Source organism: Pseudomonas sp. LABIM340, assembly GCF_040017195.2.
GTDB lineage: Bacteria > Pseudomonadota > Gammaproteobacteria > Pseudomonadales > Pseudomonadaceae > Pseudomonas.
In genome coordinates this window covers 4,540,190-4,562,214 of sequence record NZ_CM200227.1, presented here as the reverse complement: position 1 = coordinate 4,562,214, position 22,025 = coordinate 4,540,190, and the positions used below count along the sequence as shown (strand labels likewise).

Below are 22,025 nucleotides of genomic sequence, written 5' to 3'. Positions count from 1 at the left end.
TATCGAAAGGTTCCGGGGCTGTGAATGACCAATTTGTCATAAGGACGTAACTCTTATGGGTTTGGGCCATAAGGTTTGTCCGGTTTGCAAAATGCCAGTACGGCATAACCCGCCAGGGGCGGGAGCTTGCCAAGGATCAAGAGGAATGTGTGTCTAATTGAGACCACCTCTCGTTCCGACGAGTGGGATGACTTTCTGCGACGCGAGGCCGCAGGCCGGTTGCCGGTCCATCCCTGAAAATGACTACAGGGGTTGCCTGGGTTCACTCGAATGAACCCAAGGTGGCCGACAAGGCCATTAGCGGCTTTGATGAAAGGGCTGCGGCCCGGGAACTATTTGCATGTCGGATTTGCACGATCTCTTCCTCACCTGCCCGAAAGGGCTCGATGGCCTGTTGCTGGAGGAAGCCCAGGCGCTCGGGCTGACCGAGGCGCGCGCCCAGGTTTCGGCCATTCGCGGCAAGGGCGACCTGGAGACGGCTTACCGCCTGTGCCTCTGGTCGCGCCTGGCCAACCGCGTGCTGCTGGTGCTGTCGCGCTTTCCGGTAAGCAACGCCGAAGACCTCTATATGGGTGTCAACGCCGTGCCGTGGGGCGACCACCTGGAAGCCGGCGGCAGCCTGGCGGTGGAGTTCAGCGGCAAGGGCTCGGGCATCGACAACACCCACTTCGGTGCGTTGAAGGTGAAAGACGCCATCGTCGACAACCTGCGCGCCGAGTTCGGTCAGCGGCCGAGCGTGGACAAGGTCAACCCGGACATCCGCGTGCACCTGCACCTGGATCGCGGCCAGGCTGTGCTGTCGCTGGACCTTTCCGGGCACAGCCTGCACCAGCGCGGCTACCGCCTGCAGCAGGGCGCCGCGCCACTGAAGGAAAACCTCGCCGCTGCCGTACTGATCCGTGCGGGTTGGCCGAAGATCGCCGCTGAGGGCGGCGCATTGTCCGACCCTATGTGTGGCGTCGGCACCTTCCTCATCGAGGCCGGCCTGATCGCCGCCGACGTCGCGCCGAACCTCAAGCGCGAGCGCTGGGGCTTCAGCAACTGGCTGGGCCATGTGCCGGCGATCTGGAAGAAGCTGATCGAGGAAGCCCAGCAGCGTGCCGAAGTCGGCCTGGCCAAGACGCCGCTGTGGATTCGCGGCTACGAAGCCGATCCGCGCCTGATCCAGCCGGCGCGCAACAACATCGAACGCTCCGGCCTGGCCGAGTGGGTGAAGATCTACCAGGGCGAGTTGGCCACCTTCGAGCCGCGCCCGGACAAAGGCCAGAAGGGCCTGATCATCTGCAACCCGCCTTACGGCGAGCGCCTGGGTGACGAAGCCAGCCTGCTGTACCTCTATCAGCACCTGGGCGAGCGTCTGCGCCAGAGCTGCCTGGGCTGGAGCGCCGGAATCTTCACCGGCGCGCCGGAGCTGGGCAAGCGCATGGGCATCCGTAGTCACAAGCAGTACGCCTTCTTCAACGGCGCGCTGCCCTGCAAGCTGATCATGCTCGACGTGGAGCCGCGCCAGTTCGTGACCGGCGAGCGTGGCGAACGCAGTGAATCGGCACCGGCGCAGGGCGCCGCAGTAATCGAACAGGCGCGCCTGAGCGAAGGCGGGCAGATGTTCGCCAACCGCCTGCAGAAGAACGTCAAGGCGCTCGGCAAGTGGGCGCGCAAGGAAAGGATCGAGTGCTACCGGGTGTATGACGCCGATATGCCCGAGTACGCCCTCGCGGTGGACCTCTATCGCGACTGGGCGCATGTGCAGGAGTACGCGGCGCCCAAGTCCATCGACCCGGAGAAGGCGCAGATCCGACTGCTCGATGCGCTCGCCGCGTTGCCGCAGGCGCTGGGCGTTCCTACCGAGCGCATCGTCATCAAGCGTCGCGAGCGCCAGACCGGCAAGAAGCAGTACGAGCGGCAGAACGCCGAAGGCCGTTTCATGGAAGTTGAAGAGGGCGGCGTGAAGCTGCTGGTCAACCTGACCGACTACCTCGACACCGGCCTGTTCCTCGACCACCGGCCGATCCGCCTGCGCATCCAGCGCGAGTCTGCCGGCAAGCGCTTCCTCAACCTGTTCTGCTACACCGCCACGGCTACCGTGCATGCCGCCAAGGGTGATGCGCGCAGCACCACCAGCGTCGACCTGTCGAAGACTTACCTGGACTGGGCGCGGCGCAACCTGTCGCTCAACGGCTTCTCCGACAAGCAACGCCTGGTGCAGAGCGACGTGATGGAGTGGCTGCGCGAGGACCGTGGTGAATACGACCTGGTGTTCATCGACCCGCCGACCTTCTCCAACTCCAAGCGCATGGAAGGCGTGTTCGATGTGCAGCGCGACCATGTCGAGCTGATCGACCTGGCCATGGCGCGCCTGGCCAAGGGCGGGGTGCTGTACTTCTCCAATAACTTCCGCAAGTTCGAACTGGACGAAGGGTTGGCAGCGCGTTACCTGGTCGAGGAAATCAGCGCCCAGACGCTGGACCAGGACTTCGCCCGCAACAGCAAGATCCACCGCGCCTGGCGTATCAGCGTACGCTGAGGCCCGAGCGGCGCACGGTCCGGGCCGTGCGTCGCGCGAAAGCTGGGCAAATGGCCATCGGCTGCTATAAAAACTGAGTCACCCTGAGAGTTGGGAAAACGCATGACTCAGTTGCCGGCCTACGAGCAGTTGCCCGCCGCTCAGGGAGTCGCCAGCCAGAAGAAGGCCCTGCGTGCCGCCGGCGTCGTGCTGGTGGCCGGCCTCTTGTTGACGGCGTTGCTCGGCTGGAATGTTTGGCGCAACGCTCGCACCTTTCTGGAACAGCAATTCTCCCTCTCCGCCAACGAGCGGATCGAGCGCGTACGCGAGCGGCTTTCGAATCAGCAGAGCGAACTGGAATCGATCCAACGCTTCTTCGAGAATTCCACGAACGTTTCCCGCGAGGAATTCGAGCACTTCGTCAGCCCGTTGCTGGGCGATACCCTGGGGTATGCCTGGCTCCCACGCGTGGACCAGCGTCAGCGCGATGCCTTCGAGGCTCGCGCCCATGATGCCGGCATGCTCGATTACATGCTTTTCGAGCTGGACCTGCAGGGTCAGCCGATTCCGGCACAGGTGCGCGAGCGCTATTTTCCCGTCCTCTATGGCGCCTCCGAGTACCTGGAAGAGATGCCCCTGGGCCTGGACCTGAACTCGACCCTGCCGGGGCGCGAATTGACCCAGCGAGTGGTGAAGACACGTTCGGTGGCCGCCTCGATGCCTGTGGTCCTGCCTGGGGCGCCGCCGGCGGACTCCACCGGTCTGCTGTTGGCGGCGCCCCTCTATCGCAACAGCACGACACCCAGCCCGACAGCCGAAACCCGAGTCGGTATCCAGGGCATCCTGCTGGCGGCGATCAGCTACCGCCTGCTCATCGAACAGGGATCGGAAGCGCGCGGCGAGCAGTTGGCGCTGACACTGCGTGATGCCGGTGACCCGCGTCCGGATGTGCCGCTGTACCGCGGCCCGGTGGCGGCTGATCAGACGGCGGGACTGGTTGCCGAGCGGCACCTGCCTTTTGCCGGTCGTGACTACCTGGTGCGCGTCGAGCCTTCCAGCGACTTCCTGCGGCGCAACCAGGGGCACCCGCAGCTCTGGGTGGCGTTCGCTGGCGGGCTGACTTCCCTGTTGCTGGCGGGCTATGTGCTGACGCTGCTGGGGCAGCGTCAGCGGGCCCTGCAGCTGGTGGGCGAGCGGACTGCCGAGTTGCGGGCCAACCAGCTGGAGCTGCAGGAGAACCAGGCGCGCCTGCACTTCGCCATGGACAGCGCCGGCCACGGTGTCTGGGACTGGAGTCTGGATACCGGCAACGTGTTCTATTCCCACGCCTGGAAAGCCATGCTCGGCTACCGCGACAGCGAGGTGGGCACGACCACCGATGAGAGCCTGAGCCGCGTCCATCCCGAGGACAAGGACGCGCGTTGCGATGCGCTGCGCCGGCATCTTCGCGGCGAATCCTCGCTGTATCAGAGTGAGCACCGGCTGCTCTGCAAGAGCGGGCGCTGGCTCTGGGTGCTGGATCGCGGTCAGGTGGTGGAGCGTGACAACGACGGTTCGCCGCGCCGCATGATCGGCACCCAGACCGACATCAGTTCGCGCAAGGCCGCCGAGCTGGAGCTGGGCGAAGTCAACAGTCGCCTGCACGGCCTGCTGGATGCGGCGACCCAGGTGGCCATCGTTTCGACTGATCTACGCGGCTTCGTGCGCAGCTTCAATGTGGGCGCCGAGCGTATGTTCGGCTACAGCGCCCAGGAAGTGATCGGCAGGCCGGTGCCGGAGAATGTCTTCGTCAAGGACGAGATCCGTCGCCGCGCGCAGGACCTGTCGAACATCCTCGGACGCGAGATTCGGGGTTTCGACGTCGTTGGCGCTCTCGTAGGCGAAGGGCACGAGGAGCACGAGTGGACCTGCGTACGCCGTGATGGCCGGCAACTGAAGATCAACCTGATCATTACAGGCGTGCGCGATTCGGCGGGCAACACGACAGGTTATCTGGGCATTGCCACCGACATTACCCGGCGCAAGGAGGCGGAGATGGAGTTGCGGCGCCTGTCGGTCACCGATGCGCTGACGGGCATCCACAATCGCCGCTACTTCAAGGAGCAGCTGGATCAGGCCATGGCGCGCTGCGCACGCAGTGGCGAGCCGTTGTCGCTGGTGATGTTCGACATCGACCACTTCAAGGACATCAATGACCGCTTCGGCCACGAGGCGGGCGATATCGTGCTGGTCACCCTGTGTCAGCGCATCGCCCAGCGCCTGCGCAAAGTCGATGTGTTCTGCCGGATCGGTGGTGAAGAGCTGGTGGTGCTCTGTCCGGGGAGCACCACGGATCAGGCCTGGCAACTGGCTGAGGCACTCTGGAAGGCCCTGCGCGGGCAGCCGATGGAGGGTGTCGGCGTGGTGACAGCGAGCTTCGGCGTCGCCTCCTGGTGCTCCGGCGAAAGCGCGGACGACCTCATGCGCAAGGTGGACCGCGCGGTGTATCGCGCCAAGCGGCTGGGGCGGGATCGTCTGGAGAAGGTCGACGCCTGATGCGAAAACCCCGGCCAGTTGGCCGGGGTTCACGTGGGGATCAGCGCTTGGTGCTGCTGTAGAGGTCCAGCAGCACCTGGTCGAGGATCGACGAGGCACCCCACGGCCGGTTGCTGTTGAGGATCGCTACCACAACCCAGGTACGGCCGTTGGCGTCGCGGCTGAAGCCGGCGAGCGCGCGCACGGTGTTCAGGGTGCCAGTCTTCACGTGGGCTTCGCCGGCCATGGGCGTGCCGCGCAGGCGTTTGCGCATGGTGCCGTCCTTCGCCACGATCGGCAGCGAAGAGATGTACTCCGCGGCGTAGGGGCTGTGCCACGCGGCCTGGAGCATCGCGGCCATCTCGCGGGCGCTGACCCGCTCGTCGCGGGACAGGCCCGAACCGTTCTCCATCACCAGGTGGCTCGCGGTGATGCCCTTGCGCGCGAGCCACTGGCGGATCACCCGCTGGGCAGCCTGGGCGTCGTCTGCGTCGGCGCCATTGCGATACTGGCGACCGACCGAGAGGAACAGCTGGCGGGCCATGGTGTTGTTACTGAACTTGTTGATGTCGCGGATGATTTCCACGACGTCCGGCGACATGGCGCGGGCCACCAGGGTGGCGTTCTTCGGCACAGTGCCTTCGCGGTCCTTGCCGAGGATGCTGCCGCCCAGCTCCTGCCAGATGCCGCGCACGGCGCCGGCGGTGTAGGCAGGGTGCTCGAGCAGGGACATGTAGGTCTGCGCGCTGCAGCCTTGCGGAATCTGCCCGGTGGCGACCAGCGAGGTGCCGTCGAACTGGGTCACCGGGTTGAAGCGCAGTTTCGGCCAGGCGGGGCAGGTCGCGGCCTTGCTCACCTGGATCTGGTTGTCGATGCGCACGTTCGCCAGCGGCGGGTCCATCAGCACGGTGGCCTTGCTGCCTTCGGTGCGGATCACCAGGCGCACGCTCTTCAGGTTGACCATCAGCGAGTCCGGGCCGACCAGGAACGGCTTGTTGTCGTCGCCGCCGTCGTCGTTGAAGACCGGCAATTGCGGGATGTTGAAATAGCTGCGATCCAGCACCAGATCGCCGGTGACCTTGTTCACGCCGTTGGCGCGCAGGTCGCGCATCATCAGCCAGAGCTTCTCCAGGTTCAGCTTCGGATCACCGCCGCCCTTGAGATAGAGGTTGCCGTTGAGGGTGCCGTCCTTGAGCTGGCCGTCGGTGTAGAACTCGGTCTGCCACTGGTAGGTCGGGCCAAGCATTTCCAGGGCGGCATAGGTGGTGAACAGCTTCATGGTCGACGCCGGGTTCACCGAGACGTCAGCGTTGAAATAAGTCGCGTTGCCGGGGCCTTCCAGAGGAATCATCACCAGCGACAGGGCGTCGTCGGTCAGTTTGCTGGCCCTCAGCGCCTTCTGCACGCGTTCGGGCAGGGTGCTGTTGATCTGGGCAACGGCCGGCAAGGCAAAGGGCAATAAGGTAGCGAGAGCGAGGACACGCAGAGACTTGAACATAGAAAAGATGACATCCCAGTGGTCGGGCATTGACTTGAAAAAATGAAAAAATGAAAAGATGAAGCGCAACACTACAGATGAAATACTCCCTGTTGGACCGGGAGCTGCGGCACATTATGCCGCAAGCCGTTCCAGGATGCGCTGGCCTTCGGATGCCAGTCGTCTCGGAGAGGCGCATCGGGACATTGTTCGCGCAAGTCCCGGATATGTTCCGGACACGCTCGTGCATCGAGCGGCGAAAGCCCTCCTGAGGAGAGATTCAGATGGCGACCCATCGTTCCCGTCGTTTACGCAAGAAGTTGTGTGTCGATGAGTTCCAGGAACTCGGCTTCGAACTGAGTTTTCAGTACAAGGAAGGAACAGGCGAAGAGTCTATTGGCGCGTTCATGAAGCGATTCGCGGGTGTCGCCGTCGAACCCAACGACCTGGTCTACAGCGGTTGCGACGAGTACGGGTTCATCTGTCTTGCCCGGCGCGGCTCGGTGAGCGCGGAGCAGCGCGAATGGATCGATGGATGGCTGAAGCAGCAGCCGGAGCTCGCAGGTTTCAGCGTCAGCCCGCTGATCGATGCGTGGTACCCGGATCAGCCAGTCAATCTGCCTGCACCCTGAGGCTTTCGTTCTTTTCCAGGGTCTGCAGCAGCGCCCATTCATCGAGTGGCTTCGACAGGCAAGCCAGGACGGGTAGTCCCTGTTCGCTCAGGGATTCCTGCAAGGACTGTAGTTCTTCGGTATCGCGGCAACTCAGGAACACTGCGTGGCGAATATGACCGGCTTCGGCCAGTTCGCTGAGTAGTTCTATACCGTCGATGCCCGGCAGGTTGATATCGCAGAGCAGCAAGTCGAAAGGTTCGTTGCGGCGTGCACACTCCTCCCGCGCTTCAATGGCATCAAGCGCGGGCGTCAATCGGAAGAAGCCCAATCTGTTCAGTTGCATTTGCGTGGCGATCAACTGGAAGGGATGGTCTTCGACTATCAGAATGCTGAATTTGTTGTCCTGCACGTAAGGAGCTCCTGGCTGTTATGGAACGCAATCGATAGTTGCACGAGTGACAGAACTAATTCTGTCGGCGCTATCCGTTGTCGGATGTCGATTGCTATGAAACTTGAATGGCTCCGGGTGAAGTGGTCAATCAATGCATTGCTCTGATTGTTTGGCTGAATGAATTATAGAGTTCCCCGGTAGATGGATTTCTTGTGGTCGATAGTTGTTGGTGACAATTGCTTTCCGTACATTGATCTTGTTTGGGTTTCTGACTTTTATCTTGAGGGAATAAGTGTGCAGAAGCAGCTCCGCATTGACGATTCAGTGTTCGATAGCTGATCTGCCTGGCAAGGGAAAGAGGCAGGGTGCTTGTCAGACGCTGGCCGACAGCAAATGTGATCAAGGGCAGCGTCGGAGATGGCCGTCAATGAACGCGGCTGGGTTGAGCTATGGCGTAATGGCTTGTCTAGAGCGGCTGTGTGGGTTTTCGCGGCGGTCGGGAGCACGGGGCTATTGCGCAGTCGGAGTGACGTCCGGCCGGTCTAGACGGAAAACTCAGGCGCATATCGAGCCTCTGGTAGATGGGATAAACAGCGACAGGGAGGAGGATTGTCAGGAATCGTGACCAGCTTTTCTGCAGTTTCTCATCAGAATATTCCTGCCGATTCCGAAGCGGTGTAAAAATATCTAAGATTCCTTGTAGGAATTATTTAGATATTGTGTAGGAAAGCCCTCTAATAGCCAATATTGAGGGTGGGTAATCTCGACAGCGCTGGCTCTGCATATATCTTACCGAAGGACATTTTTACGAAGGGTCTGAGGGAGGAAGCTGATGAGCAAAGTTCTAATTGTCGATGATCACCCAGTCATACGCATGGCAATGCGTGTGCTGCTGGAAAAGGAAGGCCATGTCATCGTTGGTGAAACCGACAATGGCGTGGACGCGCTTTCGCTTGTCAAAGACCTGGTTCCCGACCTGGTCGTTCTGGATATCGGTATTCCCCGGCTCGATGGGCTGGAAGTGATCAGCCGTATCTCCGCCTTCGAGCTGCCGCTCAAGGTGCTGGTGCTGACCGGGCAGAGCGCCTCGCTGTTCGCCATGCGCTGCATGCAGGCGGGGGCTTCAGGCTTCGTCTGCAAGCAAGGTGGGTTGTCCGAACTGATCAGTGCCGTCAACGCGGTGGTCGCCGGCTACAACTACTTCCCCAGCACGGCCGTGCGCCAGACTCGTCGCAACAATGGACAGATGGACGATCAGGAGCTCATTCAGCGCCTTTCGGATCGTGAGATGGCTGTACTCCAGTACCTTGCGAACGGCTATTCGAACAAGGAAATTTCCGAACAGATGTTCATCAGCAACAAGACGGTCAGCACCTACAAGACCCGGCTGCTGCTGAAGCTCAACGCTCATTCGCTGGTTGACCTGATCGAGTTCGCCAAGCGGAACGCGCTGGTCTGAGGTGTTTGATGTGCCGCTTCCGCTTTTTTGTCAGTGTGTTGCTACTCATCTGTTGCGGATGGGTGATGGCGGAGCCGCACGATTGGACCTCGATCAACCTGCTGGCTCGTTCCGCCGACGAGCCAGTCAGGGTGCAATTGAGCGACTCCGACTGGCAATGGCTCAGGGACAAACGCACGCTGCGCCTGGGCGTGACCGCACCGGATTATGCTCCGTTTGATATCACTGGTAGCGGGACGGATCTCGAGGGCATCACTGCCGATGTCATCGGAATCGTTGCCAATTCGATCAATGTTCGGATCGAAGTGCGGCGGTATCCCGATAGAGATACTGCTGTGGCCGCGTTGGCTCGTGGAGAAATCGACCTGTTGAGCCGCGCTACGGGATATGAGGCTGCGCGGCCAGACGTTGCACTCTCCGTTCCGTACTTTTCCAACCAGCCGGTCATCATCGGGCCGGAAAGCACGCGTCTGGAAAGCAGTGGGCAACTCGTTGGCAAGCGTATTGCCGTGGTCACCGACTACTACCCGGCAGATGATCGCGACAGATACCTGGCCGGCGCCACCGTGCAAAGCTACCAGTCGGTGCGCCGGGCACTGGAAGCGGTTGCCTTCGGCCAGGCGGACCTGTTCGTCGGCGATGCCTTCAGTGCGCAATACCTGATCAGCCAGGGATACCTGGCCAATCTCAAGCTTCTCAACTTTGCAAGCTTCAACGGCCAGGGTTTCAGCTTTGCCCTGAACGCCTCCGACCGGACATTGCTGGACATCATCGACCGTACCCTGAATGCTATTCCGCGACAGGCCGAGACGGCCATTCAGCGCCGCTGGAGTCCCGGTGGCAGCAGCCCCATCGCTGGCCAGCGTCTCATCCTGACGCCCCAGGAACAGCGCTGGGTTGAGCGTCACCCGAGACCGAAGGTCGTGATCGACCAGGCGTTGGCTCCCGTTTCGTTCTTCGATGCCCAGGGCCAGTTCCGAGGTATTGCCGCCGATGTGCTGGAGCTTGTCCGGAGCCGTACCGGGATTGAGTTCGAAGTGCGACCGCAGGCAAGCATCACGGCGATGCTGGAGCAGGTGCGCACGGGCAAGGCGGATGTGATTGCGGCACTGACTCCGACTGCTCAACGCGAGGAGTGGCTGAGTTTTACCCGACCCTACATGACTGCGTCTTTCGTTGTCGTGGCGCCAGAGGGGGGCGACTGGCTGCACAGCCTGGACGATCTCGATGGTCACAGCGTCGCCGTTCCCAGGGGTTCCGTCATCGCGGACTTCATGCGGGCGCGCCACCCGCGGGTGAAACTGCTGGAGGTCGAGAACAATGTCGACGACCTATCCATGATCAGTGAAGGCAAGGTGGACGCCGGCATTCATCTGTTGTCGTCGGCCAACTACCTGATCTCCCGCTATTACCCGGATCTCAAGATCGCCCTGGCCCTGGACCGCGAGCCGGGCCAGTTCTCGCTGGCGGTGTCGCAGGCGGACCCGGAGCTGCTCAGTATCCTGAACAAGGCACTGCTGGCCATCGCCCCCGAAGACCTGAGCAACATCACCACGCGCTGGTCTGCCAGCGTGGACAGGCCGGACAGCATCTGGCAGGGCTACCGCAAGCAGTTCATCCAGCTCTCCTGGGCGGCAGCGCTGGCGTTGCTCATCGTGTTGCTGTGGAACGGGTGGCTTTGGCGCAAGGTGCGCCGCCGCAGGGATTCGGAGAAGGAGCTCAGCTACCGTCTCGAATTCAAGCGCGCCTTGATCGATGGTATCCCCCAGCCCGTGGCGGTGCGTGATCGTGATGGGCGACTGGTCACCTGCAATATCGGTTTTCTCAAGGAAACCGAAATGCCGCGGGAGTCGGTGGAAGGTTCGCGGGTCCTGGATTGTCCCTGGCTGAAGGCGCCCGACGCGCAAGCGTTGCAACTGATTCACCAGCAGGCCATGGAGCAGGACGGCAAAGTGGCCACCGACTTGATCCTGCAGATTCGCAACGAGGTTCGGGAAATACATTACTGGGCTACTCCTTACCGCGGACCGGGGGGGGATATTTCCGGCGTGGTGACGGGCTGGATCGATGTCACCGAGCGCGAGCGGTTGCACCATCAGCTTGAAGCGGCGAAGGAGCAGGCCGAGGAAGCCAACCGTGCGAAGAGTACGTTCCTCGCCACCATGAGCCATGAAATCCGAACGCCGATGAACGCGGTGATCGGCATGCTCGAATTGGCGCTCACCCGCGCGAACCAGGGGCACTGGGAGCGGGAGCCCGTCGAGGTGGCCTACGATTCGGCGCGCTCTCTGCTGACGCTGATCGGCGACATCCTCGATGTGGCCAAGATCGAATCCGGGCGCCTGACGCTGATGCCGGAGCGCGCTCACCTGCGCGAGCTGGTGGAGTCCGTTGCGCGCGTATTCGATGGGCTGGCGCGGCAGAAGGCGCTGGAACTCAGGATGGAAATCGAGGCGGAGGCCGCCTGCGATGTGTTGATCGATCCGCTGCGGTTCAAGCAGATCCTGTCCAACCTGGTCAGCAATGCCATCAAGTTCACCGACTTCGGCCAGGTGAAGATTCGCGTCTACGGCGAGCGTGTCGCCGGCGAGCGCCTGGCCCTAGAGGTCAGTGTGCAGGACAGCGGGATCGGCATTTCCGAGGATGAGCAGCGCCAGTTGTTCGAGCCGTTCAGCCAGGTGGCCCGCAGTGGTAATGCCAGTCGAGGCGGTACGGGACTGGGACTCACCATCTGCCGCAAGCTGGCGGAGATGATGGGCGGCACTGTACGCATGGAAAGCCGGCCCGGGGAGGGCACTACGGTCACGGTGCGCCTGTTGCTGCAGGCTCTGGAAAGCCTTCCCGCAGGCGAAGTCGGGCCGGCCGTGGTGGTCCCCAGAACTGCCCATTCGCTGAAGGTCCTGGTGGTCGACGACCATGTGGCCAATCGGATGCTGCTGACCCAGCAGCTGGAGCACCTGGGGCATCAGGTCGAGGTTGCCTCAGACGGCTCTCAGGCACTGCAGCTGTGGCATCCGGGTGACTTCGATCTGGTGATCACCGACTGCAATATGCCGGTGCTCAACGGCTATGGCCTGGCTCGTCGCATTCGCGAGCTTGAAGAGGAGATGGAAGCCGAGCCCTGCGTGATCTTCGGGTTCACGGCTAACGCTCAGCCCGACGAGATCGAGAACTGCCGGCGGGCCGGGATGGATGATTGCCTGTTCAAGCCCATAGGCCTGGAGAACCTGCGTGTGCGGCTGGATGCTGTGCCGAAGATGTCAGCTGCCGACGACGATCAGGCGTCTGTGGAGAGGCAGGTCGATGGCTTCGACCTGAAGTCTCTGCGGGAGATGACAGGCGGAAACCCTGGCCTGATCCGGCGCCTGCTGGAGGAGTTGCACAGCAGCAACCGGATCGACATCGATCAGGTCCGGCCGCTTTGGGCGGCCGGTGACTGGAAGCAACTGGCCGATCTGGCCCACCGCATGAAGGGTGCAGCGCGGCTGGTCAATGCGGACACGCTCCAGGATCTCTGCAGCAAGCTTGAAGGCGGCTGCAAGGATGGTCTCGACAGCCGGGAATTGGGCAATCGGGCATTGGCGGTGGAGCAGGCGATGGCGGCCTTGCAGGATGATCTGCTGCAGCAATTGCGCAAGCTGGCCGCCTAGCCCGTGCGGCCGTTTCAGCTCGGGCTGGAGCGGCCGGTCATTTCGCGCGCCATTTCGGTGGCATAGCTGTCGGTCATGCCGGCGATGAAGTCTGTGACGCGCAGGAAGGACCGATAGAGCGTCCAGCTCGGGTCGGGCGCGTAGTGACTCAGCAAGTCGAGGATGCGCTGGTTCTTGAACGACGGCGTGCTCTGGCGGTGCTGCTCCAGTACGGCGCCACAGAAGGAGTTCAGCAGGATTTCCAGGGTGGTGTAGGCGCCGATCTCATGCAGCGTCTTGCGCTTGTCCTGGAAGATCTTTTCCCGCGCCATGCCTTTGGCCCGCTGCACGCAGCGCTTGGCCTCGCCGTGCATGTGCTCCACCAGATCGCCCTGCAGGGTGCCGGCGAGCAGTGCCGGTTCCTGCTCGACGAAGGCCCGTGCGGCGGCATTGGTCAGGTGTTCGATGGCCTTGCCGCGCAGGATCGCCATCTTGCGCCGGCGGGAGTCCTTCGGGCCGAGCTGGCGGTAGGTTTCCGGCAGGTCGTCGCCGACCAGGTCGAGCAGCAGCGCTTCCACTTCGCTGTAGTCGAGCAGCTCCATTTCCACACCGTCTTCCAGGTCGATCAGGCCGTAGCAGATGTCGTCTGCGGCCTCCATCAGGTAGACCAGCGGATGGCGCGCCCAGCGTTCTTCTTCCAGTTGCGGCATGCCCAGCTTCTGGGTGATCTGCTCCAGCAGCGGCAGCTCGCTGCGGTAGCAGCCGAACTTGTGCTTCTTGTATCCCAGGGAGTCGGCGTGGCGCGCTGTCCAGGGGTACTTCAGGTAGGTGCCGAGGGTGGCGTAGGTCAGGCGTGTGCCGCCGTCGAACTGGTGGTATTCGAGCTGGGTGAGGACGCGGAAGCCCTGGGCGTTGCCCTCGAAGTGCAGGAAGTCCGAGCGTTCTCCGTCGCTCATGCCATCCAGCCAGCCGCGCCCGGCAGCCTGCTGGAACCAGTGGCGGATGGCGTCTTCGCCGGAGTGGCCGAAGGGCGGATTGCCGATGTCATGGGCGAGGCAGGCGGACTGCACGATCACGCCCATGTCCGCCGGGTCGCACCATTCCGGCAGGCGGTCACGAATGATCTCGCCAACGCGCATGCCCAGCGAGCGGCCGACGCAGCCGACCTCCAGTGAATGGGTCAGGCGGGTATGAATGTGGTCATTGCTTGATACCGGGTGCACCTGGGTCTTGCGCCCCAGGCGGCGGAAGGCACCGGAGAAGATGATGCGGTCGTGGTCCTTGTGAAAGGCGCTGCGGCCGAGTTCGGCGCTGCTGTGCACCGGTTTGCCGAGGCGCTCCCGGGGGAGCAGGGTGTGCCAATCCATTCTTCTTTCCGAAATCGAGAGAGTTACCGGCAACGCTAGCCGTTCGCGCCGGCAATCTCAATTGCGGCGCTAGAGGCCTTCGGCGTCGATGTCGATGAGCAGAAGGCGTCGACCCTGGTCGATGAACTGGCCGGCGGTCATGCAGTACTGGTTGGTGGTGGCGTCGCGGTAGGTATTGGAGAGTGTCAGGCGACGCTCTTCCCAGCCTTCGGCGAGCAACTGATAGAAGTAGGGGCGCCAGGACCAGTTGTGGCCCAGGTAACGGCGGTTCTCCTTCCAGAACAGGCCGTTCCATTCCAGGTTCGGCGATGTCTGGGTGCCGTGGCGGTCGCACTGGTAGATGCGCAGCAGGCGGCTGAACGATTCCGGCGCCGGCGGCAGGCTGCTAAGCATGGCGCCGCCTTCCGCCCACGGGCGCAGCATATTCATCAGTTCGGAGAGTTGCTGGCGCAGCTGGATGAGATTGGAGCGCTCCTGCAGCTTGCGATGCACGTAGTGGTCGCGGCGCTGGGCGAAGGCTTCGCGGAAGGCATCGCTGGCCGGAAATTCCAGTGCCGGTCTGGCGAACAGGAAGCCCTGCACGTAGCGCGCGCCGCACTCCAGGGCGAAGTCCATTTCCTCTTCGGTTTCCACGCCCTCGGCGATGATCCAGCAGCCGGTCTTCTCCGCCATCTGCGCCAGGGCCTTCACCACTTCGCCGCTGGGGCCGCCGCGGGCGGCTTCCTGGAACAGACGCATGTCCAGCTTGAGGATGTCCGGCTGCAGCGCCAGCACGCGGTCCAGCTGTGAGTAGCCGGCACCGAAGTCGTCGATGGCGATACGCGCGCCGGCATCGCGGTAGCGAGCTACCACTTCCGGCAGTCGCTGGTGGGCGCCGCCCAGTTCGGTGATTTCGAAGACCACGCGCTCCGGCGGTACGCCTTGCTGCTGCAGTTGCTTGAGGCTGGGTAGCGGCTGGTTCGGGCGCAGGCGGCTGATCCAGCGCGGCGAGATATTCAGGCTGAGGAACCAGTCCTTGGGCGCTTCATGGATGCGGGCGAGGGCGGCGTCGCGGATCTGTCGGTCGAGACGGCGCAGTTCGGCCAGGCCGACTCGCGGGTTGAAGAACAGCGGGCCGACCGATTGCAGGTCGCCGTTGTCCTGGCGCAACCGGCCCAGTGCCTCGACACCGGCGATCAGGCCGGTCGCGGTGTCGATGAAGGGCTGGAAGCAGGCGATGGGTTGCCCGTCGATCAAGGGACACATCCTTAGTGGCGTGACAGGGAAGCGCTCGCGCGCCGCTCACAGTCACTTAGCAAGAATGTGGCCAGTCTAGACGTCAGAGGTGCGTCGAGGGGGCGGGCGGGTCCTTGGGCTCGGGCTTGCTGCGCATCTGCAGGATGATCGGCATGAGAGCGATGCCAATGCGCAGCAGGCGCACCCAGCGGCGTTTACGGCCGAACAGCAGGGCAAGAGCCGCAGCGCCGCCAGCGCCCCACAATGGGGTGCTGCCGCCCAGGCCGCTGCGCAGGTTCTGGCCGAGGCTGCGTGCCTGCTTCAGGGGCTGCAGCAGCAGTTCGCCCTCCTGGCGAATCTGCTGGCGCTGCATTTCCAGGCGCAGGCGGACGATGGCCTTGCGCAGTTCGGCGCGGGTCAGGTTGCGGGCGTCGGGCAATTCGCTCATGGCAACAGTCGCTCCCGGTCGCGGGCCAGTTCTTCGAGGGTGGCGCTGAACGGCGAGCCTTCGTCGCTGACCAGCGTGTGCAGACGCCAGGCGCAGAACAGGCTGCCGCCGACATAGAAGAGGCACAGTCCGATGGCGGCCTGCAGGCGGTAGCTGTCCCAGAAGAGGATCAGCACCAGCACCGACAGGGCGACCAGCAGGAGCAGGGCGAAGACCAGCGCCAGGCCTGCCATCAGCAGCATCTGCACGGTGCGGGTCTTCTGCTCCTGCAGCTCGATGCCGAGCAGTTCGACATGCCCGTGCAGCAGGCCCAGAACCGCGGCGCCGAAGCGCCGCGGGGAAGGGGAGTTGGCCGAGGATTTCGGCCCGGCGTCCATTCCGTCGCTCATGGATCAGCGCCGGCTGACCAGCAGGCCGAGGAGGAAGCCGACACCGGCGGCGATACCCACCGCTTGCCACGGGTGATCACCGACATAGTCTTCGGTGGCGTCCACGGCGGCTTTGCCCTGGTCGCGCACGGAGTCCTTGGTGGAATAGATGGCGTCGCGGGCGCGCTTGAGGCTCTCGTGGATCTGCGCGCGCATCTGGTCGGCTTCGGCACCGGCCAAGTCAGCCGAGCTCTGCAGGAGTTTCTCGGTATCGCTGACGAGGGCCTGGAATTCGGCCAGGAGTTCATCCTTGGCGGCGTTCACTGCGGTCTTGCGAGGCATGTGATGCTCCTTGTGCGGGTTGAGGTTCCTAGTTTTCGAGCCCCGGGGGCGCTGGAAAGTTTCTCATAAATTCACCCTGGGGCCGCTCTCGCGTGCGAGTTGAAGCCTAGCCGCTGAATGTTGCTGCGGTGGTATGCCGCTTGCATTTCTCTGGTGCGCATGGAGAGCCGAGCGCCCCACGGCGGGGCGTTCCTGGTGCCTGGAACGGCCGGGAATATGAGCTCAAACCACTGAAAAACATAAGGAAGTACAGGAAATTGCGAAGCTGGTCGGATGGCTCGTGGGCCATTCTGGTTCAGCGCTCGGCTCCTCTGTGGTGCACCGCTGCTTCAGCGTGGTGCGACTCTGAGTCGCCGCGAGCCGTTTTGGTGCTTTCCCCTTGACCTCCGGGGCTGCCTGTAGCGATGGAAAACCTCAATAGTGCCGTAGAGACGCTGGTCCACGGTTCCAACACGCTGTTCCTCCTGATGGGCGCGGTCATGGTGCTGGCCATGCACGCCGGCTTCGCCTTCCTGGAAGTGGGTACGGTGCGCCTGAAGAACCAGGTGAATGCCCTGTCGAAGATCCTCTCGGACTTCGCTATCTCCACCCTGGCTTACTTCTTCATCGGCTACTGGATCGCCTATGGCGTCACTTTCCTGCAGCCGGCGGCGACCCTGGCGCACGAAAATGGCTACGCGCTGGTGAAGTTCTTCTTTCTGCTGACCTTCGCTGCGGCGATTCCCGCGATCATTTCCGGCGGCATCGCCGAGCGCGCGCGGTTCGGTCCGCAGCTGTGCGCCACGGCGCTGATCGTGGCCTTCGTCTATCCGTTCTTCGAGGGGCTGATCTGGAATGGGAACTTCGGCTTCCAGGCCTGGCTGAAGGCCGAGTTCGGCGCAGCCTTCCATGATTTCGCCGGCTCCGTGGTGGTGCATGCCTTTGGCGGCTGGCTGGCGCTGGCGGCGGTGGTACTGCTGGGGCAGCGCAATGGGCGTTATCGCGAGGGGCGATTGGTCGCTTTTGCGCCGTCGAACATTCCGTTCCTGGCGGCGGGTTCGTGGATTCTCATTGTCGGCTGGTTCGGCTTCAACGTGATGAGCGCGCAGTCGCTGGCGGGCGCGAGTGGGTTGGTGGCGGTGAACTCTTTGCTGGCAATGGTTGGTGGCACCGTCGCGTCGCTGCTGGTCGGTCGCAATGACCCGGGCTTCCTGCACAACGGCCCTCTGGCCGGGCTGGTGGCGGTCTGCGCTGGCTCCGACCTGATGCACCCCATCGGCGCCCTGGCCACCGGCATGGTGGCTGGCGCGCTGTTCGTCTGGGCGTTCACCGCGACCCAGGTACGCTGGAAGATCGACGACGTGCTGGGTGTCTGGCCGCTGCACGGTCTGTGCGGCGCCTGGGGTGGCATCGCCTGTGGCATCTTCGGCCAACAGGCGCTGGGCGGCCTGGGCGGGGTCAGTCTGGCGAGCCAGGCGATTGGTACGCTGCTCGGTGTGACGGTGGCTTTCGCCGGCGGCCTGCTGGTGTACGGTCTGGTGAAGGCGGCTGTGGGCATCCGTCTGACGAAGGAAGAGGAGTACTACGGCGCCGACCTGTCGATCCACAAGATCGGTGCGCTCAGCCAGGACTGATTCGCCCTGGGTGAGACAAAGAAAAAGCCCGGCAGATGCCGGGCTTTTTCGTCATGCCGTGTGGGTTACCAGAGCGGCATGGTGTAGCTGACGATCAGACGGTTCTCGTCGTAATCGTTGGTGTAGTTGGTGCGCATGGTCGCGTTACGCCACTTCACGCCCAGGTTCTTCAGCGGGCCGTCCTGGAAAACGTAGGCGATGTCGGTGTCGCGTTCCCATTCCTTGCCTTCGCCGTCGGTGGTGATCAGGTCGATGTTGTCGCCTTTCACGTAGCGGGTCATGAAGGTCAGGCCGGGAATGCCGAGGCCGGCGAAGTTGTAGTCGTAGCGCGCCTGCCAGGATTTCTCGTCCTTGTTGGCGAAGTCGCCGATCTGGATGTAGTTCACCAGGTAGGGGTCGGTGCCGTTGATGTAGGCGAAGCCGGTGTCGCCGCTCATCTTCTGGTAGCCGACGCCGAAGGCGTGGTAGCCCAGTGCATAGGTGAACATGGCGTTGAGCGCCTTGTTGTCGACGTTGCTGCCGCCGTCGTCATCGGACTTGGCCCAGCGGATGTCGGACTTCAGCGATTGCTTGTCCGCGATCGGCAGCACATGGATCAGGCCCAGGTAGTGCTGTTTGTAGATGTCTTCCAGGCCGCCGTAGTGGTAGCTGGTGCTCAGACTGTCGGTCCACTTGTAGGTGAGGCCGCCAAACAGGAACTTGTTGGACGTGAGGCTATCGCCGAGCTTGATGTTGCGCTTGCCGCCGCCGGTGATGGTCATGTCCTCGTAGTCCGAGGAGTCGCGCTGGTTGACCTGGTAGAGGCGACCGCCGTCGACGGTCAGGCCGTCGAGTTCCGCGGAGTTCAGGGCGAAGCCGCTGAAGGTCTGCGGCAGCAGGCGGGTATCGTTGAACTGCACCACCGGCATCTTCGGCATCAACGTACCGCCCTTCAGGGTGGTCTTCGATGCGCGCAGCTTGGCGGTAACACCCAGGTCGCCGTAGCTGTCCTCGGCGCGGTTGTCGCTGCGCGAGCGCTGCAGCAGACCGGTGCCGCTGCGGTCAGGCGAGGAATCGAGTTTCAGGCCCAGAGTGCCCAGGGCATCGACGCCGACGCCGATGGTGCCATCGGTGTAGCCCGATTCGTATTTGAGGATGAAGCCCTGGGCCCATTCCTCGGCCTTGTTCTGGGACGGAGCCGGGCTGTCCTGGCGGAAGTCGCGGTTGAAGTAGAAGTTACGCAGTTCGACGGTGGCCTTGCTGTCCTTGATGAAGTCAGCGTGGGCGAGTGTCGGAAGGATAAAGCTGGTACCCAGCGCGGCCAAAGCCACGGCACGGGCGATCGGGGTCTTGCTCATTGTTATTGTCTCCTCGAGCGCTTGGGGCAGTTTGATGATGCCGGCTGGATCAGGGCCGGCATGTCAATCTGTTACAGCCTATCTACTAAATCATTACCGAATGTTGACGACTCTTAGACCTTAGTCGCTGATTAGTAAGCTGGCTATTGAAGCGCCGAGCGGCGGCTGGCGTGGCTTTCACTGAATCCAGTGGGGGTAGTAGCCGAGTTTATCCTGCACCTGGGCGTCATGGGCGGGCACCACGGTCAGCTCTGGATAGGCAAGCATCAGCTCGTGGACGCGGGCCACTTCGGCCAGGGTCTGGTCGCGGTTGCTGTCGACCAGTTTGCGGCTGACCCAGAATTTCTCGTGGGGGCCGGTGAAGCCGGACAGACGCCAGGTGGTGTCGCCGCTGAAGAAGAAGCGCCGGCCGTCATCGAGGGTGATGAACAGGCCCACCGCACCGGGCGTATGGCCGCTCATGGGGACCAGCACCAGGCTGCCGTCGCCGAACAGATCGAGGCTGCGGTCGTAGCTCAGGAAGGGCCCGGAATCGAACTGGAAGGGCACCCATTTCACCGGATGGCGGAACTGGCTGGGAAACACCGCCGGCGGTTGGGCGATATGGGCGTAGTTGATCTCGTCATAGGTCGCCCAGACCGGGACTTCCGGGAAGTCCGACAGTGCCGAGGCATGGTCCCAGTGAGCGTGCGACAGGATGATCCGATCGATGGAAATGCCGCTGCCCTGCAATTGCTCGCGTGCCGGTTTCAGGCCTTCGTAACGGAACAGTGGCTTGTCCCACCAGGGCATGTCCTGCTTGAACTGTGCGTCCGCCTGGCTGCCCAGGCCGGTGTCGAACAGCAGGGTGGCGGCATGGTGCTGGATCAGCACAGCGGTGTGGTTGAGCGGAACCTTCTGCGTCCAGTCGCCGCCGGCCACGGTGAACGCATCCAGGGTGGTGACGCCGGATGTACGGATCAGCGAGAAGCGCAGGTCGGCGGCCTGGACGTTCAGGCAGGCGAGGGCGAACAGCCCGGCCAGCAGCAGGGATGGCAGACGCATCGGAGTTTCCTTTTCGGTGAACGGAGGGCCGCGTCGCCGTACTTGCGGCGGCGTGGCCCATCAGAAGAGCATCAGAAGGCGGGTTGCGCGATGTAGCCGGGCAGGGCGCGCACGCGGGCCAGCCAGTCCTGCACATAGGGATAGCCGGATGGCTCCAGGCCGCCTTCCGTCGCCAGGGTGACGTAGGGGTAGACGGCAATGTCGGCGATGCTCGGCTTGTCCGTCTGCGCCAGCCAGCGGTGGTCAGCCAGTGTTGCGTCCAGCAGTTCCAGCGCCTGGCGGCCCTTGGCCTGGGCGGCGGCCAGGTCGCCGGGGCGTTTGAACAGCTGGATCACCCGCGCCATCGCCAGGCCGTGCTGTACCTCGTTGGCCGAGAAGCTCAGCCAGTTGGCAATGCGGCCCTGGGTGACGGCGTCCTGCGGGTACCAGTGTGGTTCGGCGTACTGCCGGGCGAGGTAGACGAGGATGGCGTGGGAGTCGCCCAGGCGCAGTTCGCCGTCCTCCAGCGCCGGTACCTGGCCGCGCGGATTGATCGCCAGGAAGGCAGGGCGCTTGTGCGCGCCGCCCTTCAGGTCCACCGGCAGCAGCTCGGCTTTCTGGCCGATGAGCCCAAGGAACAGGCGAACCTTGTAGCAGTTGCCGGAAAGCGCGACGTCGTGGAGTTTCATGGCGGGAGTCCTTTGCGGTGTTGTTGTGGGACGGCTGTTGTGGCGTAGTGAAATAGATATTAGACAGACAGGTCTGTATAGTTCAAGCGAAATGACCGTCCGCCAATCGGTATCTGCGCTGTCACCCTTGGCAGCGTTCCGGCTCCCCATGGGCGCCGAGCCTCGCGCATAATGTCCGGTCAGGAGGTAATGCCATGGCATCCAGCAAACGTGAGCTGCTGCTCGCCACCGCCCAGGATCTGTTCTACCGAGAGGGCTATCACGCCACCGGTATCGACCGCATCCTCGCCGAGTCGGGCGTCGCGAAGATGACGCTTTACAAGCACTTCAAGTCCAAGGACGAGTTGATCATGGCGGCGCTGGAAGAGCGCCACGCCCGCATGGTCGAGCGCATGGAAGTGGCCGAGCGCATCCTCGCGCCCCGCGAGGCGATACTGGCGGTCTTCGACGGCCTGCAGGAAGTGCTCAACGGCCCGGACTTCTGCGGCTGCGCCTTCATCCATGCCGCCGGCGAGTTCCACGACCGCGAACATCCCATCCACCAGCAGGCAGCCGAGCACAAGGCGTTCCTCGGTCGCTTCTTCGCTGCCCAGCTCATGCGATTGGGTGCGGCGGAGCCGGAAGCCCTGGCGCGCCAGCTGCAGTACCTGCTCGAAGGTGTGCTGGTGATGGCGCACATGCAGGGCCCGGCACAGCAGGGGCGAGAAGCCCGCGCCGTGGCCGACACGCTGCTCAAGCACGCCGGAGTCTGAACCCATGTCGTCAACCCTGGAGCCCTCCATGCCCCCGGAATGCCAACTCTTCGGCACCCTCGGCTGCCACCTCTGCGAAGTGGCCGAAGCGGTGCTGATGCCCTTCGTCGAACACGGTTTGCTGGTCGAACTGGTGGATATCGCCGACCGCGAGGAATGGGTCGAGCAATACGGCCTGAGCATTCCCGTGCTGCGCCGCTGCGATTCCGGCGCAGAGCTCAACTGGCCCTTCGACGCCGCACAGGTCGCCGCTTTCCTCGGCTGCTGATGATTTCGGCGGCTCT

Annotated in this window: 18 protein-coding genes; 8 read left to right on the top strand and 10 right to left on the bottom strand. The window is 63.1% G+C overall.

Annotated elements, in window-relative coordinates; genetic code table 11:
- Window positions 1-340: 340 nt before the first annotated feature.
- The gene (gene rlmKL, locus ABKS89_RS20790; protein ID WP_348586887.1) at window positions 341-2,524 is read left to right on the top strand and encodes a bifunctional 23S rRNA (guanine(2069)-N(7))-methyltransferase RlmK/23S rRNA (guanine(2445)-N(2))-methyltransferase RlmL; all 2,184 of its coding nucleotides are present in this window, start codon (window positions 341-343) and stop codon (window positions 2,522-2,524) included.
- A gap of 102 nt (window positions 2,525-2,626) precedes the next feature.
- A complete protein-coding gene (locus ABKS89_RS20785) occupies window positions 2,627-5,038 on the top strand; it encodes a sensor domain-containing diguanylate cyclase (protein WP_138214973.1) in 2,412 nt (803 codons plus the stop codon).
- 40 nt (window positions 5,039-5,078) lie between these two features.
- Here ABKS89_RS20785 and dacB read toward each other — a convergent pair whose 3' ends face one another.
- Window positions 5,079-6,515: a D-alanyl-D-alanine carboxypeptidase/D-alanyl-D-alanine endopeptidase gene (dacB, locus tag ABKS89_RS20780; RefSeq protein ID WP_348586885.1), complete on the bottom strand. Its 1,437-nt coding sequence runs from the start codon at window positions 6,513-6,515 to the stop codon at window positions 5,079-5,081.
- 263 nt (window positions 6,516-6,778) lie between these two features.
- Between dacB and ABKS89_RS20775 the strand changes: the two genes are divergently transcribed.
- Window positions 6,779-7,126: a YggL 50S ribosome-binding family protein gene (locus ABKS89_RS20775; RefSeq protein WP_138214972.1), complete on the top strand. Its 348-nt coding sequence runs from the start codon at window positions 6,779-6,781 to the stop codon at window positions 7,124-7,126.
- On the opposite strand, the gene ABKS89_RS20770 is transcribed toward ABKS89_RS20775, so the two are convergent.
- On the bottom strand, window positions 7,107-7,517 hold the full coding sequence (locus tag ABKS89_RS20770) for a response regulator (protein WP_348586883.1): 411 nt from the start codon (window positions 7,515-7,517) through the stop codon (window positions 7,107-7,109). The genes ABKS89_RS20775 and ABKS89_RS20770 overlap by 20 nt on opposite strands.
- 814 nt (window positions 7,518-8,331) lie before the next feature.
- On the opposite strand from ABKS89_RS20770, the gene ABKS89_RS20765 reads away from it, so the two are divergent.
- Together ABKS89_RS20765 and ABKS89_RS20760 are read left to right on the top strand one after the other, a co-directional pair.
- Window positions 8,332-8,958 (top strand): response regulator transcription factor, encoded by a 627-nt coding sequence (locus tag ABKS89_RS20765; RefSeq protein WP_088416832.1) that lies wholly within the window; start codon window positions 8,332-8,334, stop codon window positions 8,956-8,958.
- A 65-nt stretch (window positions 8,959-9,023) separates the two neighbouring features.
- A complete protein-coding gene (locus ABKS89_RS20760; RefSeq protein WP_348586881.1) occupies window positions 9,024-12,608 on the top strand; it encodes a transporter substrate-binding domain-containing protein in 3,585 nt (1,194 codons plus the stop codon).
- Window positions 12,609-12,622: 14 nt separating this feature from the next.
- On the opposite strand, the gene ABKS89_RS20755 is transcribed toward ABKS89_RS20760, so the two are convergent.
- The 5 genes from ABKS89_RS20755 to ABKS89_RS20735 form a co-directional block, all read right to left on the bottom strand.
- Entirely contained in the window at window positions 12,623-13,954 is a 1,332-nt protein-coding gene (locus ABKS89_RS20755) for a deoxyguanosinetriphosphate triphosphohydrolase (protein WP_348586879.1), read from the bottom strand.
- A gap of 69 nt (window positions 13,955-14,023) precedes the next feature.
- Window positions 14,024-15,190, bottom strand: a complete 1,167-nt coding sequence (locus tag ABKS89_RS20750) for an EAL domain-containing protein (protein WP_045211761.1) — start codon at window positions 15,188-15,190, stop codon at window positions 14,024-14,026.
- A gap of 82 nt (window positions 15,191-15,272) precedes the next feature.
- Window positions 15,273-15,617 (bottom strand): hypothetical protein, encoded by a 345-nt coding sequence (locus ABKS89_RS20745; RefSeq protein ID WP_348586877.1) that lies wholly within the window; start codon window positions 15,615-15,617, stop codon window positions 15,273-15,275.
- Window positions 15,614-15,994 carry a phage holin family protein gene (locus tag ABKS89_RS20740; RefSeq protein ID WP_348587610.1) on the bottom strand — a complete coding sequence of 127 codons (381 nt, stop codon included), beginning with the start codon at window positions 15,992-15,994 and terminating at the stop codon, window positions 15,614-15,616. Before ABKS89_RS20740 ends, ABKS89_RS20745 begins: the two co-directional genes overlap by 4 nt.
- Before the next feature lie 15 nt (window positions 15,995-16,009).
- On the bottom strand, window positions 16,010-16,327 hold the full coding sequence (locus tag ABKS89_RS20735) for an ElaB/YgaM/YqjD family protein (RefSeq protein ID WP_045211754.1): 318 nt from the start codon (window positions 16,325-16,327) through the stop codon (window positions 16,010-16,012).
- 404 nt (window positions 16,328-16,731) lie between these two features.
- Here ABKS89_RS20735 and ABKS89_RS20730 point away from each other — a divergent pair, with 404 nt between their 5' ends.
- On the top strand, window positions 16,732-17,940 hold the full coding sequence (locus tag ABKS89_RS20730) for an ammonium transporter (RefSeq protein WP_138214968.1): 1,209 nt from the start codon (window positions 16,732-16,734) through the stop codon (window positions 17,938-17,940).
- Between the two features lie 65 nt (window positions 17,941-18,005).
- On the opposite strand, the gene ABKS89_RS20725 is transcribed toward ABKS89_RS20730, so the two are convergent.
- The 3 genes from ABKS89_RS20725 to ABKS89_RS20715 form a co-directional block, all read right to left on the bottom strand.
- On the bottom strand, window positions 18,006-19,277 hold the full coding sequence (locus ABKS89_RS20725) for an OprD family porin (protein ID WP_138214967.1): 1,272 nt from the start codon (window positions 19,275-19,277) through the stop codon (window positions 18,006-18,008).
- Window positions 19,278-19,454: 177 nt separating this feature from the next.
- Window positions 19,455-20,321: an MBL fold metallo-hydrolase gene (locus ABKS89_RS20720; RefSeq protein WP_348586875.1), complete on the bottom strand. Its 867-nt coding sequence runs from the start codon at window positions 20,319-20,321 to the stop codon at window positions 19,455-19,457.
- A gap of 71 nt (window positions 20,322-20,392) precedes the next feature.
- A complete protein-coding gene (locus ABKS89_RS20715) occupies window positions 20,393-20,989 on the bottom strand; it encodes a glutathione S-transferase family protein (RefSeq protein WP_348586873.1) in 597 nt (198 codons plus the stop codon).
- Window positions 20,990-21,183: 194 nt separating this feature from the next.
- Between ABKS89_RS20715 and ABKS89_RS20710 the strand changes: the two genes are divergently transcribed.
- Together ABKS89_RS20710 and ABKS89_RS20705 are read left to right on the top strand one after the other, a co-directional pair.
- Window positions 21,184-21,741, top strand: coding sequence for a TetR/AcrR family transcriptional regulator (locus ABKS89_RS20710; RefSeq protein WP_138214964.1), 558 nt, complete (start codon window positions 21,184-21,186; stop codon window positions 21,739-21,741).
- Between the two features lie 28 nt (window positions 21,742-21,769).
- Window positions 21,770-22,009, top strand: coding sequence for a glutaredoxin family protein (locus ABKS89_RS20705; protein WP_081519424.1), 240 nt, complete (start codon window positions 21,770-21,772; stop codon window positions 22,007-22,009).
- The last annotated feature ends 16 nt before the right edge of the window (window positions 22,010-22,025 follow it).